At 68.9% G+C, this 13,661-nt stretch carries 13 protein-coding genes; 6 read left to right on the forward strand and 7 right to left on the reverse strand.

Features of this window, described 5'->3' with window-relative positions; all coding sequences use genetic code 11:
• Nucleotides 1-50: 50 nt before the first annotated feature.
• Nucleotides 51-1,463, forward strand: coding sequence for an aminotransferase-like domain-containing protein (locus CY652_RS01950; RefSeq protein WP_102128972.1), 1,413 nt, complete (start codon nt 51-53; stop codon nt 1,461-1,463).
• A 70-nt stretch (nt 1,464-1,533) separates the two neighbouring features.
• Here CY652_RS01950 and CY652_RS01955 read toward each other — a convergent pair whose 3' ends face one another.
• The 6 genes from CY652_RS01955 to CY652_RS01980 form a co-directional block, all read right to left on the reverse strand.
• Nucleotides 1,534-2,166: a LysE family translocator gene (locus CY652_RS01955; RefSeq protein WP_102128973.1), complete on the reverse strand. Its 633-nt coding sequence runs from the start codon at nt 2,164-2,166 to the stop codon at nt 1,534-1,536.
• A gap of 193 nt (nt 2,167-2,359) precedes the next feature.
• The gene (locus CY652_RS01960) at nt 2,360-3,067 is read right to left on the reverse strand and encodes an SDR family NAD(P)-dependent oxidoreductase (protein ID WP_258002151.1); all 708 of its coding nucleotides are present in this window, start codon (nt 3,065-3,067) and stop codon (nt 2,360-2,362) included.
• A 14-nt stretch (nt 3,068-3,081) separates the two neighbouring features.
• Nucleotides 3,082-4,419 carry an NAD(P)/FAD-dependent oxidoreductase gene (locus CY652_RS01965; RefSeq protein WP_102128974.1) on the reverse strand — a complete coding sequence of 446 codons (1,338 nt, stop codon included), beginning with the start codon at nt 4,417-4,419 and terminating at the stop codon, nt 3,082-3,084.
• Between the two features lie 143 nt (nt 4,420-4,562).
• The gene (locus CY652_RS01970) at nt 4,563-5,369 is read right to left on the reverse strand and encodes an amino acid ABC transporter permease (RefSeq protein ID WP_102128975.1); all 807 of its coding nucleotides are present in this window, start codon (nt 5,367-5,369) and stop codon (nt 4,563-4,565) included.
• A gap of 63 nt (nt 5,370-5,432) precedes the next feature.
• Nucleotides 5,433-6,254 carry an ABC transporter substrate-binding protein gene (locus CY652_RS01975; RefSeq protein ID WP_102128976.1) on the reverse strand — a complete coding sequence of 274 codons (822 nt, stop codon included), beginning with the start codon at nt 6,252-6,254 and terminating at the stop codon, nt 5,433-5,435.
• 88 nt (nt 6,255-6,342) lie between these two features.
• Nucleotides 6,343-7,665, reverse strand: a complete 1,323-nt coding sequence (locus CY652_RS01980) for an NAD(P)/FAD-dependent oxidoreductase (protein WP_102128977.1) — start codon at nt 7,663-7,665, stop codon at nt 6,343-6,345.
• 129 nt (nt 7,666-7,794) lie between these two features.
• Between CY652_RS01980 and CY652_RS01985 the strand changes: the two genes are divergently transcribed.
• From CY652_RS01985 to CY652_RS02000, 4 genes are all read left to right on the forward strand, one after another.
• Complete coding sequence (locus CY652_RS01985) at nt 7,795-8,712, forward strand: LysR substrate-binding domain-containing protein (RefSeq protein WP_102128978.1); 918 nt, start codon at nt 7,795-7,797, stop codon at nt 8,710-8,712.
• A gap of 99 nt (nt 8,713-8,811) precedes the next feature.
• A complete protein-coding gene (locus CY652_RS01990) occupies nt 8,812-9,474 on the forward strand; it encodes an alpha/beta hydrolase (protein WP_102128979.1) in 663 nt (220 codons plus the stop codon).
• 188 nt (nt 9,475-9,662) lie between these two features.
• Nucleotides 9,663-10,718, forward strand: a complete 1,056-nt coding sequence (locus CY652_RS01995) for a rod shape-determining protein (RefSeq protein WP_102128980.1) — start codon at nt 9,663-9,665, stop codon at nt 10,716-10,718.
• Nucleotides 10,719-10,960: 242 nt separating this feature from the next.
• Nucleotides 10,961-11,815, forward strand: coding sequence for an alpha/beta fold hydrolase (locus CY652_RS02000; protein ID WP_102128981.1), 855 nt, complete (start codon nt 10,961-10,963; stop codon nt 11,813-11,815).
• A 183-nt stretch (nt 11,816-11,998) separates the two neighbouring features.
• Here the strand turns inward: CY652_RS02000 and CY652_RS02005 are convergent, their stop codons facing one another.
• Nucleotides 11,999-12,400, reverse strand: coding sequence for a hypothetical protein (locus CY652_RS02005; protein WP_102128982.1), 402 nt, complete (start codon nt 12,398-12,400; stop codon nt 11,999-12,001).
• Between the two features lie 385 nt (nt 12,401-12,785).
• Here CY652_RS02005 and gltA point away from each other — a divergent pair.
• Nucleotides 12,786-13,661 (forward strand): citrate synthase (gltA, locus tag CY652_RS02010; protein ID WP_102128983.1); only part of this gene is annotated, 876 nt, incomplete at its 3' end.

Raw genomic sequence — 13,661 nt, forward strand, 5'->3', positions numbered from 1 at the left:
GCCGATCGTTCACCATTCGTCTTTCATCCCCGTTTTTCCTTCCTTCCGGCATGATTGATCTCGAACTGCAACGCGACCGCCGTACCGCGCCGACGCTCGTCGAGCAGCTCGTGCAGGCATTCTCGCGGGCTATCGCGACGCAGTCGCTGCGCGCCGGCGCGCTGCTGCCCTCGGTGCGCGAACTCGCGCGGCGTCACGCGCTCTCCACCTACACGGTGGGCGAGGCGTACAACCGGCTCGTCTCGATGGGGCTCGTGGTTGCGCGGCGCGGTTCGGGCTATCGCGTGGCGCCGGCACAGACCGCCCGCGCGGCGAACGACGCGCTTCCTGCCCGCTGGCAGCCGCCCGCGCTGACCGCCACGTGGCTGCTCTCGGACGTCTACGTCGACCATTCGGTGCCGATCAAGGCCGGCTGCGGCTGGCTGCCCGGCGAATGGATCAACGAGGTCGGGCTTCATCACGCGTTGCGCTCGATGGGCCGCGTGCCGGCTGCGCGGCTCGGCGACTACGGCCATCCCTACGGCTTCGCGCCGCTGCGCGAGCGCGTCGCGGCGCAACTCGACCGCCACGGCTTGCCGGTCGAGGTATCGAACGTGCTGCTCACGCAGGGCGCGACCCAGGGGCTCGACCTGATCGTGCGCACGCTGTTGCGCGCGGGCGATACCGTGCTCGTCGAGGACCCCGGCTACTGCAATCTGCTCCAGATCCTGAAGCTTGCCGGGCTGAACGTCGTGGGCGTGCCGCGCACGCCGGCCGGCCTCGACCTCGACGTGCTCGAGCGCCAGGCGGCCGAGCATCGTCCGAAAGCGGTCTTCGTGAATACGACGCTGCAGAATCCGACGGGCTCGACCTTCGGGATGGCGAACGCGTTCCGGCTGCTGCAGATCGTGGCCCGCCAGCCGATGTGGGTGATCGAGGACGACGTGAGCCGCGAGCTCGCGCCGCCCGGCGCGCCGCTCTTCGCCGCGCTCGAAGGGCTGCAGCGCGTGCTGTACGTCGGCGGTTTCTCGAAGACGGTCACGCCGTCGTTGCGCTGCGGCTACGTGGTCGCGGAGCGCGACGTGCTGCGCGAACTCGCGCGCACGAAGATGGCGGTCGGGCTGACTTCGTCGGAGACGATCGAGCGCATCGTCGACAAGGTGCTGCTGGAGGGGCGCTACGCGCGGCACGTCGAGCGCGTGAACGAACGGCTGAAGGCCGCGCATACGATCGTCGAGGAGCGGCTCGACGCGCTCGGGCTCGACATCTTTCAGCGGCCGCGCGCGGGTCTATTCGTATGGGCGCGGCTACCCGTCGAGCCGACGCGCGCGGGCGCCGTCGCGACGGCCGCGCTGCGCGACGGCATCTGGCTCGCGCCCGGCTCGTACTTCCGCCCCGACGACGCGGCGAGCGCGTGGTTTCGCTTCAACGTGCCTCATTCGCTCGACGATGCGCTCTGGCGCTTCATCGGCGGGATACGTTGACGAGGCGGCGCGGGCCGGCCTGATCGCTGCATGGCCTCGGCAACCGGCCGGCGAGCCGAAGGGCCGCGCCCTAACGGAGTAGCAGCGGGCGTAACAGCGACGCGGCGAGCGGGTAGAGCGAGGCCACGAGCGAGAGCGCCATCGTCACGTTGAACGCGCGCAGCCGCAGCGGGCTCGACAAAAAGCGCCGCACGCCGGTGCCGAACGCCGCCCACAGGCAGATGCAGGGCAGGCCGACGACGTAGAAGACGACCGACATCAGGCAGGCGTTGAGGCCGAAGTTGGCCGACACGTGCACCGTGGTCGCGGCCGTGAGCACCATCATCCAGGCCTTCGGATTGACCCACTGGAACGCGGCGGCTTCGTGGAACCGCATGGGCCGCGGCGTGCCGCTGCGCAGGCGGATTTCGTCCGACGTGCCGATCTTCCAGGCGAGATAGAGCAGGTACGCGACGCTGGCGGATTCGAGCACGGGGTAGAGCACCGGCAGGCGACTGAACGCTTCGCCGAGGCCGATGCCGACCGAGAGCATCAGCATCATGACGCCCGAGCTGATGCCGAGCATGTGGGGCAGCGTGCGGCGAAAGCCGAAGTTCACGCCCGAGGCCAGCAGCATCGTGTTGTTGGGGCCGGGCGTGATGCTGGTTACGAGCGCGAACAGCATGCCGGCGGGCAGGGCGCTCAGGGTGGCGGTAAGCGGCATGGTGCGAAATTCCGGACGAGGGACGATTTCGCATCAGTCTAGCGGGGGGGGGCCGGTACAGTACCTGTACAGATTGCAGATCCGCCGACGGTACGGTATGGGCTTCTCGGGTTCCGAAGTGTGCTGCTGCCGGTCGGCTGTCCATGGCGTTGTCCGGCTCCCCGCGCCGCCCGGTCTGGCTACCGGCTCGTCGTCAAAACATATCTTCGTGCCGGCAGTTCACGAGGATTTCGGCCACGCTCGCCGAGTTGGGCATCTCGATCGTATTTGCGATCAGGAGCGCGACGTCGCGCGGCTGCGTCATCGCCTCGGGCGGCAAGTCGGCGAGGCCGGCGGCCATGTCGGTGTTCACGAACCCCGGACAGACGGCCGTGGCGCGGATGCCGTCCTCCCAGCCCGCGCGCCGGACCGCATGATTGAGCGCGATCACCGCGTGTTTCGACATCTGGTAGCCGACGTTGAGATTGCGGACCCGCTTGCCGGACAGCGAGGCGATCTGCACGACGCGCGCGTCGCCGGTGCGGCGCAAATGCGGCAGCGCGGCCTGGATGAGCCTGAACGGCGCCTTTACGTTGACGTCGAAGGTTTCCTCCAGCAGTTCGTCGGTGCCGTCCTCGAACGTGATAGGCCGGCAAATGCCGGCGTTGCTGACGAGCACGTCGAGGCGCCCGAACTGCGCGACGGTGGCCTCGACCCAGCGGCGGCCCGCTTGCGGGTCGCGCGCCTCGTAGGCGAACGCGAAGCTGCCGGGCGCGTCGGGGCAGGGCTCGGGTCGGCGCATGCCGAGCGAGAGCCGGTAGCCGCGCCGGTGGAGTTCCTTCGCGACCTCGCGGCCGATGCCGCGGTTCGCGCCGGAGATCATCGCGACCTTGCCTGTCGCACTGGATGTCTGCGTCTGCATGCCCGTTTCTCCTCCTAGAACCCCGCGTCGATGACGATCTTCGTGCCGTCGCTGAAGCGCGAGAGACGGAACGCGTGCGGATCGACGAGGGGCGTGTCGTTGGCGACGAGGTCCGCCGTCAGCTTGCCCGCCGCGGGGCCGATGCCGAAGCCGTGTCCCGAGAAGCCGGTGGCGATGAAAAGCCCCGGCAGCGTGTCGACGCCGGAGATGACGGGAATCGCGTCGGGCGTGACGTCCATGTACCCCGCCCAGCGCTGGGCGATGCGCGCCCGGTCCAGATGCGGGAACACCGCGAGGAATTCTCGCAGCCCGTTGTCGACGTACGGGACGATCGGCTCGGGGTCGAGCGTGCGCACGTCCTCGAAGGCCGTCGGCTCGTCGAGCGCCCAGTGCCGGGGCCGGCGCAGCTCGTCGAAGAAGCGCCGGCCGATGCCGATCTTCAGCGCGCCGCGCTGGCTCTTCAGCGCCTCGACGTACTTGAAGAAGAGGCGGAAGCAGTCGGGCGTCAGGTCGCTGTAGGTGCGAAAGCCGTAGGCGATCGTGTAGCCGCCGTCAGCCCGCTTGCGGAACGCGAACTGCCTGTTGCTCGCGCTGCAGGCCGGCCCGCCGTCGACGGGCGTGGTGCGCAGCACCGAGGCGCGCACGAGCAATTGCGGCAAGTCGACGTCGAGGTTGCCGCAAAAGAGGCGGGACCAGGCGCCGCCCGCCACGACGACGGCCTGGCAGCGGATCGTGCCGTGCTCGGTGACGACGGCGCTCGCGCGGCCCGCGCTCGTCTCGATGCCGCGCGCGGCGCAGGGCGCGAGAATCTTCACGCCGCGCCGGCGCAGCGCGTTCGCGATGGCGGGCGCGGCCCGCTGCGGTTCGGCGCGTCCGTCGCCGGCCGTGTAGAGGCCGCCGAGGAAACGCCGCGTCGCGCCGGGCAGCAGCGAGGCGACCTCGGTGCCGTCGATCTCGCGCGTGTCGAACGCGTCGCCGGCCATCTCGCGCGCCTGCGCGAGCCAGGCGCGGTGCTCGTCGAGGGCTTTCGCGTCGTCGGTCATGTAGAGAATGCCGCACGGGTTGAAGCCGGTTTCGATGCCGAGCGTGCGGTCCAGCGTGCGCCATAGCTTCAGGCTCTCGATGGAGAGCAGCAGTTCGCGCGGGTCGCGGCGGGTCACGCGGACCCAGCCCCAGTTGCGGCTCGACTGCTCGCCGGCGATGTGGCCTTTCTCGCAGAGCGCGACCTTGAGGCCCTTCTCGCTGAGATAGAGCGCGCTGGAGACGCCGATGATGCCGCCGCCGATGACGACGACGTCCACCTGCTCGGGCAGCGCCGTGTCTTCGGCGACCGTTTCGACTTGAGGTCCCATGGCGTGTGTTCTGGTTAGTATCGGTAGTTGAAATTATCGGGCACAGGGGCCGTGCCGGGCGGCGCTGCGAATGTGGTGCGAACGAGGCGGGTGCGACGGCGGGATGCGGGGACACGACGCGCCGCGCGCGGCAGGTTGGCCGGCTAGTGGCGCTGCTCCGCGATCTCCGCGGCCGTCGGCGGCAGCGCGCGGCGGCGCATGAGATGGCCCATCAGGGGGCGGCGCGCGCGGCCGTCCGCTGCGCCCGCGCGCGGATTCGCGAAGCGGTTCGTGCGGCGGTCGAGATGATCGATCGCGTGCGTGAGCGGTATCGTGACGAGCAGATAGACGAGCCCCGCCGCGACGAGCGGCGAGAGGTTCGCGAGGTTGACCGAGGTGTTCTGGCCGATGGTGAAGAGGTCGCGCTGCGAGGTCAGCAGCCCGAGGAAGTAGACGAGGCTCGAATCCTTGACGATCGAGATGAACTGGTTCGCGAGCGCGGGCAGGATGCGCCGCACGCCCTGCGGCACGACGACGTGCCGCATGCCGCTCCAGTAGCTCATGCCGAGCGCCTGGCAGGCGAGCAACTGGCCGCGTCCGACGCTCTGGATGCCCGAGCGGAAGATTTCCGCGATGTAGGCCGAGGCGATCAGGCCGAGCGCGACGATGGCGAGCGGGTACGGGTTGGGGCCGAAGACGGCGAGCCCGACGGGGGCCAGGCCCTGACCGATCAGCAGGATCAGCAGCGCGGCGGGCAGGCCGCGGAACACGTCGACGAACGCGTGCGCGGGCAGCATGAGCCAGCGCACGTGCGAGACCGCCATCAGCGCGAGGACCATGCCCGCCGCGATGCCGAGCGCGGTCGAGAACAGCGAGAGCACAAGCGTGTTGACGAGGCCGGTGCCGAGCAGCGCCGGCAGCGACTGCGCCATCAGGTTCCAGTCGAGGAAGTTCTGCAGGAAGGCATTCATGGCGGGCTCCTTCGCAGGGCGCCGCGGAGGCGGCGCGACGGGTCGCAACGGGGAATGGGCGCTTTACTGCTTCATGGCGTAGGGCGGCAACGAAGTCGGCGTCGGGTAGGTGGGGTTGAATTGATGGTAGAGCTTCGCCCAGGTGCCGTCGGCGACCAGTTCGTTGATGGTCCGGTTCAGGGCCGCCGCGAGCTTCGCGTTGCCCTTGCGCAGCGGAAAGCCGGCAGGCAGGTTGACCGCCGAGATGTCGAGGCGGTCGGCCAGGTGCATCTGCGGATACTTGCTTTGCAGGCCCTCGATGAGGGTCTTGTCGACGAAATAGCCGTCGATGTAGTGCGAGCGCAGCGAGAGAAAGCCGGCGTTCAGGTTCGGAAAGCGCACGATCTGCGCGCCGGGCAGGTAGCTGTCCGAGTAGGTGTCCTCGATGGTGCCCTGCACGACGCCGATGCGCTTGCCCTTGATCGAGGCCACGTCGCTCGTGATGGGGCTGTCGGGCAGCGTCGCGACGCCGAGCAGGCCGGTCAGGTAGCCCTCGGAGAAATCGACCATCTTCAGGCGGTCCTTCGTGATCGAGATCGAGCCGGCCGCGATGTCGATCTGGCTGTTCACGACGCTCGGCAGCAGGCCGCTGAAGTCCTGGGCGCGGAATTCGGCGGTGAGCCCGAGTTTGGCCGCGATCGCGCGCACGAGCTCGACGTCGAAGCCCGTCATGCGGCCGTTGTCGATGTACGAGTAGGGCTTGTTGTTGGCATCCACGCCCGTGACGAGCTTGCCCGGGCTCAGCGTGCCGAGGTCTGCGGCGCGGGCCTCGGTCATGGCCGTGAAGCATAGCGGCGCGGCAAGGACGGCGAGGCAGGCGAGACGAAAGAAACGGCGCAGGCGCATGGTGGGCTCCGGGGCGAGGACGGCGGGTCGAAAAAAAGAAGCGGGCGTGGCGGTCGGATTCCTTGCTGGTTTTCTGCGGATCGGGCGGTTAGCCGAGCGCGGCGCGCACGCGGCCGCCCCAGAGGTCGTCGAGCGTATAGAGCGCCGCGCCGAGCGGGACGGCCCATTCGCCCGCGAAGCGGGGGCGGCGCGTCGGGAACGCGCCTTCGCCGAACGGTCCCGGCGTCTCGGCGAGGCCGAGCACGCAGGGCGCGATGCGCTGGCCGAGCCAAGTCATGAGCGCGACGCCGTTGCCGTTGCAGCCGAGCGCGTAATGGATGCCTTCGTGCTGGCCCAGATGCGGGAGCTTGTCGCCCGTCATCGCCACGTAGCCCTTCCACGCGTGCGTGATGCGTACGTCGCGCAGCGCGGGCCAGAGCCCGACCATGCGCGCGTGCAGGCGCCGCGCGGCCTCGCGCTCGCTGACCTCGCGGATGGCGGGACGCGAGCCGAACAGCATGCGCGTGCCGTCGGGCGAGGGCCGCGTGTAGAACAGGTTGCGCTTGGAGTCACTGATCATGCGGCGGCCCGGATTGAGCACGTCCATCAGGCCGGCCGGAATCGGCTCCGTGGCGATCTGGTAGCTGGCCACGGGCAGCACGCGGCGCGCGAGAAACGGCAGCAGCGCGCCGGTGTAGCCGTTGGTGGCGACGAGCACGTGCTTCGCGTCGAGCGCGCCGCGCGCCGTATGAACGCGAAAGCCGCCGGCGCGCCGCTCGATCCGGTCGACCGCCGCGTGCGAGTGCAGCGTGGCGCCGCGCCGCCGCGCGAGTTCGCGCAGCGCCCGGTGATATTTGGCGGTGTGCAGGCCGCCGTATTCGTCGACAACGATGCCGCCGTAGTAGTAGTCCGAGCCGATGAGGGCGCGCTGCGCTTCGCGCGTCACGACGCCGACCGTCACGCCGGTTTTCTCGCGCAGCAGCTCGCCCTGTTTGCGGAGCCGCTCGAAATGGGCGGGCGTGAACGCGCCGAAGAATCGGCCCGTGATTTTCAGGTCGGCGTCGAGGGCCTCGTCGGCGACGAGGCGCTTCAGGTACGCGAAGCTCGCCATCGACTCCTGCATGAGGCCGCGCAGCCGCTCGGGCGAGACGCCGCGAATGGCGTTGGTCATCGCGAGCTTCTGTCCGCTCGACACCATGCCGCCGCTGCGCGTGCTGCCGCCCGCGCCGATTTCGGCCGCGTCGAGCACGGCCACGCCGGCGCCGCGCTTCGCGGCCTCCGCCGCGGCCGAGAGCCCGCAGTAGCCGCTGCCGACCACGACGAGGTCGACCTGTCCCGGCAGCGCCGCGCGCGCCGTTTCGGGCGGCGCGGCGTCCCACCAGTAGGGCTCGGCGCGAAAGTCTTCGTGGAACAGCAGCGTGTCGGATCGCATGGATGCTCGCCGTTGCAAGGTCCGGATCAGTCTAGGCGGGCGCGAATCATCCGGTCAAATACGGCCAAAAACAGCTTCCATTCATTTTTGATATGGCATGCTGGAACGCGTCCGGGGAGAAGGGGCGCGATGAATCAGAAGCAGATCGAAGCATTCCGGCTCGTGATGCTGCGCGGGTCGATGACGGCCGCCGCCGAGGAGCTGGGCACCTCGCAGCCGAGCGTCAGCCGGATGATCGCGGAGCTCGAGGCCTCGACCGGGCTCGTGCTGTTCGCCCGCAACGGCGGGCGCATTCGCGCCACCGACGCGGGCAGCGCGTTCTATCGCGAGGTCGACCGCAGCTTCGTCGGGCTCGAGAAGCTGGCGCATTCGGCGCGCGAAATCCGCCAGCTCGGCAGCGGGCGGCTGCGGCTCGTGGCGGCGCCCGTGCTCGCGCTCTCGTTCGTGCCGGCCGCGATCGAGCGGTTTCTGGGCGATTATCCGCGCATCGCCGTGTCGCTCGAAATGCGCAGCGAAGGGACCATTCAGCGCTGGGCTTCGTCCGCCTATTGCGACATCGGCTTCGCGACCATCACGCCCGACGCGTTCGGCGTGACGGCCGCCGAACTCTACCGCCTGCCCGGCGTCTGCGCCCTGCCGGCCGGGCATCCGCTCGCGGCGCGCAAGCGGATCGAGGCGGCCGACCTGACGGGCGAGCGCCTCATCCTGCCGTCCTACGCCGACGACACGCGCTCGTCGCTCGATCGCGTGCTGCGGCAGGCGGGCGTCGACCAGGTGCCGGCCATCGAGACGCCCTACGGCGCAACGATCTGCGCGCTCGTCGCGCGCGGGCTCGGCATCGGCATCGTCAATCCGCTCGCGGCCGGCGACACGCATCACGGACGCATCACGTTCCGGCCGTTTTCGCCCGACATCGTGTTTCGCGGCTATACGGTCTGCCCGATTCTTCAGCAGGCGAATCCGCTCGTGCAGGCCTTCCTCGAGCGGGTGCAGGACACGACGCGGGAACTGGTCGCCGACGGCGGGCGCAGTCTCGCTCAAGGCTAACGGCGCGGAGCCGCCTGCCGGGTTCGGCCCGCCCCTGTATGATGGGTTGCCTCTGCGCCATGGATCGATGGCGGTCCGGGAAAACAGGAGAGCAGGCCGATGAGCTGGGAACCGTTCGACGAAGGATGGCGCCGCGCGCCGGAAAACGGGCGCGCGGCGCGCTCGCTCGTCGTGCTGCTGCACGGCGTGGGCAGCAACGCGCAGGATCTGATGCCGCTCGTCGACGCCTGGCGCGACGCGCTGCCGGGCGTGGCGTTCGCCTCGCTCGACGGCAGCGAGCCGTTCGACGGCGGCTTCGGCGGCCGGCAGTGGTTCAGCCTGCGCGACGTGGACGAGATGAACCGCGAGGCCCGCGTCGCGGCCGCGCTGCCGGCGCTGGAACGGATGCTCGATGCCGAGCTCGCGCACTGGGGGCTCGACCATGGCGCGCTCGCGCTCGTCGGCTTTTCGCAGGGCTCGATCATGTCGCTCTACCGCGCGGCGACCCGGCCGGAGCGGCTCGCGGCCGTCGTCGCCTACGCGGGGCGGCTTGCCGCGCAGGTGTCCGCCCGCAACGGCACGCCGCTCACGCTCGTGCACGGCGTGGACGACGGCGTCATTCCGGTGGCGGAGCTCGACCGCGCCGAGGCGGCCTTTCGCGCCGCGGGTTTCGCCGTGGACGCCTACCGCCTGCCCGGCGTAGAACACACCATTTCACAGCAGGGGGCCGTGCTGGGCGGCCGGGCGCTGGCGCGCGCGTTCGCGGGCCGTTCGCAGGCCTGAGCGGCGACGGCCTAAAGTCTTTCGTTCGCCTGCCGTTATTGGACCCAATGGGTCGAAAAGGCCCTAAGGTCCGGCACGCGCATTCGATCACGGGGATTCGACAGTGTCTGCCACGACGCGCCGCGTCGCCGGAGCTGATGACTGGGGCCGCCTCCGGCATGGGCGGCCAAAACCGGTACAGACAGACCATGGCCCAAGTGACGCCGCATCGCGCCTTCCTCAAACGGTTATCGTCCCGCCGCGATGTCGCCGTGGATCTCGGCACGGCCAATACGCTGATCTATACGGCGGACAAGGGCATCGTGCTGAACCAGCCCTCGGTGGTCTGCTTCGAGCGGCGCCCGGCGCCCGGCGGCGCCGGACACCAGGTGGCCGCGGTGGGCAGCGAGGCGAGCCAATTGCTCGGGCGCGCGCCCGACCATCTCGAAGCGATCCGGCCGATGCGCCATGGCGTGATTGCGAATTTTTCCGCCGCCGAGCACATGATGCGCCGCTTCGTGGACATGGCCCGCACGCGCCGCCGTTTCGGCCGCCGTCTCGCCTTCACGATCTGCGTGCCGCAGGCGGCGACGCCCGTCGAGAAGCGGGCGATCCGCGAGGCCGCGCGCGCGGCCGGGGCCGGCCGCGTGAACCTGATCGGCGAATCGCTGGCCTCGGCGCTCGGCGCCGGGTTGCCCGTCTCGTCGTCGACGGGCTCGATGGTCGTCGACATCGGCGGTGGCACGACCGAAGTCGGGATCATCGCGCTCGGCAGCGTCGTGTGCGGCGGCTCGGTGCGCGTGGGCGGCGACCAGCTCGATCTCGCGATCATCAACTACGTGCGCGGGCTCTACGGGGTCGTGCTCGGCGAGCAGACGGCCGAGCGCGCGAAGCGCGTCATCGGCACCGCGCTGCGCGACGGGCCGCTCGAGCGCTTCCGCGTGACGGGCCGCAGCGTGTCGGACGGTCTGCCGCGTACCGTCGAGCTGACGAGCCACGATATCGCCGAGGCCGTGGCGGCGCCGTTGCGGCAGGTGATCGGCGTGGTGAGGGGCGTGCTCGAAGCCGCGCCGCCGGAGCTCGTGACCGACATCGCGCGCACGGGCATCGTGCTGGCGGGCGGCGGCGCGTTGCTCAGGCGCCTCGACCAGCTATTCTCGGCGGAACTCGGCGTCGAGGTGCGCGTGGCCGACGAGCCGCTGACCTGCGCGGTGCGCGGCGCGGGCGCCGCCGCGGCGACGTTCGAGGCGTATGCGTTCGATTGAGGCGATTCAGGCGCGACGGGCCCGGTTTGTGCGGGCGCCCTGCACGCGCAATCTTCACTCGTGTGACAATACGGGCCTTGCGCGGCAGGCGCCGCGGCTTGTTCGTGCCTTGGCCGCGGTAGTCGGGGGATGCCGCGGGGCTGTGTTGCGTGCCGGACGGTTCGTCAAGGCCGCCGTGCCCTGACCGATCGCTCAGGTCTCCCAGGTCCCAGGTCTCCCGGACCGTTTCGTCATTCGTCTCCGTGAACCAATCCACTTCTTCCGTCTCGCCTTCATTCGTCGAACTGCCCAGCGGATTGCGTTTGCCCTACGTCGAGAGCGGCGAGGGCGAACTGCTGCTTTTCGTGCACGGCTCGCTGTGCGACTACCGCTACTGGCAGCCCCAGCTCGCGGGATTGAACCGGCATTTCCGCTGCGTGGCCGTGAGCCTTTCGCACTACTGGCCGGCCGCGGATGCGGCGCAGGGCCAGCCGTTTAGCTGGAGCCGCCATGCGGACGAGCTGGGCGAGTTCGTCGACGGGCTCGGCGCCGGGCCGGCACACGTCGTCGGCCATTCGCGCGGCGGCTGCGTGTCGTTTCATTTCGCGCGGCGCCGCCCGGAACTCGTGCGGACGCTGACGCTGGCCGATCCGGGCGGCCCGGTGCGTCGAGACGGCGAGACGGGGTCCGCGGACGCGCCGCTGCCCGAGACGGTCAACGCGCTGAGGGCGCGCGCCGTGCAACTCATCGAGACGGGGGAGGTGGACGCCGGGCTCAGGCTCTTCGTCGATTCGGTGAGCCGGCCAGGCTTCTGGGACCGCAGTACGCTGGCTTTCCGCACGATGGCGACCGACAACGCCAGCACGCTCGGACCGCAGTTTCGCGACCCGCTGCCGGCCTATACGCGCGAAGACGCGGCCGACGTCCGTTGTCCGGTACTCCTGATCGACGGCGAGCAGAGCCCCGAGGTGTTTCACCGGACCGTGGCCGCGCTCGAGCAGTGGCTCGGCGATGCGCGGCGGGAAACCGTGGCCGGCGCCTCGCACGGCATGAATCTCGCGCGGCCGGGCGCGTTCAACCGCTACGTCGAGCAGTTCGTCCACTACGCGGGGGCGTAGGGTCTTGTTCACGCCACGCCGCAAGGGCCGCCCATCGCCGCGTCATGCTCCGGCCTTCTGGCAGCCGGCGCAAACCGGTTATTAGCGTGAATGGACCCGGGCCACGCAGGTAATACGAAAGAGGGCGGGCGAGGCCCCTCCCTCTTTACGCCGTCTGCCCCGAAGACCGGGACGACGCGCGGGTCAATCCTTGCCGTGCGCGTGGGCGTCGAGCACGCGCTCGGCCGCTTCGCCGACGAGTCCGTTGTAATAAAGGTGTACGCCGATCGCAAGCGAGTCGTTGCGGATTTCGTGGAACGCCTTCCACGCCTTCGCCGGATCCTTGAACAGCAGATAATGCGCTTCCTCCGCGACGAGCCTCGCGACTTCGTGAAGACCGTGGCCGTGCAGCGTGTGGACGAGCGAGTCGAGGCTGTTGTGCGTGCGGGCGTCGGTGCGCGGATACAGCATATGCAGGACGGCAACCCGTTGCGGCGCAAGCGCAGCGGACAACGCCACTACGATGTCCTGATGGTTGAGCGCGGTAACCGACGTCCCGTCTTCTACATCGTCGCGGTCGAATAGCGTGTCGATCGAGAGGTTCATCTGTTTATCCTTACATTTTGCTGTTATTGGTTTGAGCCCGTGGCGCAGAAGAAACAGGCCGACCCGAAACGAACGGTCGGCCGATACTGCCGTGCAGTCAGGAAAAGCACTGCGTTTATGCAGTATGGCAAAGCTTCTCATGAAAATGTTGCACCTGCACAGCAAAATACTGTTGCCAAAAATTCCCGGCCAGGAGTGCGGAGTTGGGCAGGCGGAACGGAGCGCGCGCGAATATTGCGATACCCAGGAGGGATTGTTGCCGGCTGCGGCGCCAATGGCGACACAATCGCGCCGTAGAATGCTGCCAGCGCTTCAGCACGCCGGCCGGGCGACATTCCGGCGTTCACTGCGGCATGGGCGATGTGACGTAACCAAGGACACGTAGATGAGCGACTCTAAAACACACGCTACCCTGACTTTTTCCGATCGCGCCGATCGCGTCGAGCTGCCGGTCTATCACGGCACGATGGGCCCGGACGTGATCGACATTCGCAAGCTGTACGGCCAGACCGGCATGTTCACGTACGACCCGGGCTTCATGTCGACGGCGTCGTGCAACTCGTCGATCACCTACATCGACGGGGACAAGGGCGAGCTGCTGTACCGCGGCTATCCCATCGAAAACCTCGCGCAGAACGCCGACTTCCTCGAAACCTGCTACCTGCTGCTGCACGGCGAGCTGCCGAATAAGGCGCAGCAGGCCGAATTCGTGAAGACCATCACGCAGCACACGATGATTCACGAGCAGATGCAGATTTTTTTCCGCGGCTTCCGTCGCGATGCGCACCCGATGGCGGTGCTCGTCGCTGCCGTCGGCGCGCTCTCGGCGTTCTACCACGACTCGCTCGACATCAATAACCCTCAGCATCGCGAAGTGTCGGCGACCCGCATGATTTCCAAGCTGCCCACGCTCGTCGCGATGGCGTACAAGTACAACATCGGCCAGCCGTTCGTGTATCCGCGCAACGACCTGTCGTACAGCGCGAACTTCATGCACATGATGTTCTCGAACCCGTGCGAGGAATACAAGGTCAACGACGTGCTCGTGCGCGCGCTCGACCGCATCCTGATCCTGCACGCGGACCACGAGCAGAACGCGTCGACCTCGACGGTGCGTCTCGCGGGCTCGTCGGGCGCGAACCCGTTCGCGTGTATCGCGGCCGGCATCGCGTGCCTGTGGGGCCCGGCGCACGGCGGCGCGAACGAGGCGGCGCTGAACATGCTCGAGGAAATCGGTTCGGTCGACAAGATTCCCGAGTTC

The organism is Burkholderia sp. WAC0059, from assembly GCF_002870125.1.
Lineage (GTDB): Bacteria > Pseudomonadota > Gammaproteobacteria > Burkholderiales > Burkholderiaceae > Paraburkholderia.

What these genes read in the sequence shown, in the direction of transcription:
- CY652_RS01950 (WP_102128972.1), top strand. Translation starts at nt 51, where the DNA reads ATGATTGATCTCGAACTGCAACGCGACCGCCGTACCGCGCCGACGCTC.
- CY652_RS01955 (WP_102128973.1), bottom strand. Translation starts at nt 2,166, where the DNA reads ATGCCGCTTACCGCCACCCTGAGCGCCCTGCCCGCCGGCATGCTGTTC.
- CY652_RS01960 (WP_258002151.1), bottom strand. Translation starts at nt 3,067, where the DNA reads ATGCAGACGCAGACATCCAGTGCGACAGGCAAGGTCGCGATGATCTCC.
- CY652_RS01965 (WP_102128974.1), bottom strand. Translation starts at nt 4,419, where the DNA reads ATGGGACCTCAAGTCGAAACGGTCGCCGAAGACACGGCGCTGCCCGAG.
- CY652_RS01970 (WP_102128975.1), bottom strand. Translation starts at nt 5,369, where the DNA reads ATGAATGCCTTCCTGCAGAACTTCCTCGACTGGAACCTGATGGCGCAG.
- CY652_RS01975 (WP_102128976.1), bottom strand. Translation starts at nt 6,254, where the DNA reads ATGCGCCTGCGCCGTTTCTTTCGTCTCGCCTGCCTCGCCGTCCTTGCC.
- CY652_RS01980 (WP_102128977.1), bottom strand. Translation starts at nt 7,665, where the DNA reads ATGCGATCCGACACGCTGCTGTTCCACGAAGACTTTCGCGCCGAGCCC.
- CY652_RS01985 (WP_102128978.1), top strand. Translation starts at nt 7,795, where the DNA reads ATGAATCAGAAGCAGATCGAAGCATTCCGGCTCGTGATGCTGCGCGGG.
- CY652_RS01990 (WP_102128979.1), top strand. Translation starts at nt 8,812, where the DNA reads ATGAGCTGGGAACCGTTCGACGAAGGATGGCGCCGCGCGCCGGAAAAC.
- CY652_RS01995 (WP_102128980.1), top strand. Translation starts at nt 9,663, where the DNA reads ATGGCCCAAGTGACGCCGCATCGCGCCTTCCTCAAACGGTTATCGTCC.
- CY652_RS02005 (WP_102128982.1), bottom strand. Translation starts at nt 12,400, where the DNA reads ATGAACCTCTCGATCGACACGCTATTCGACCGCGACGATGTAGAAGAC.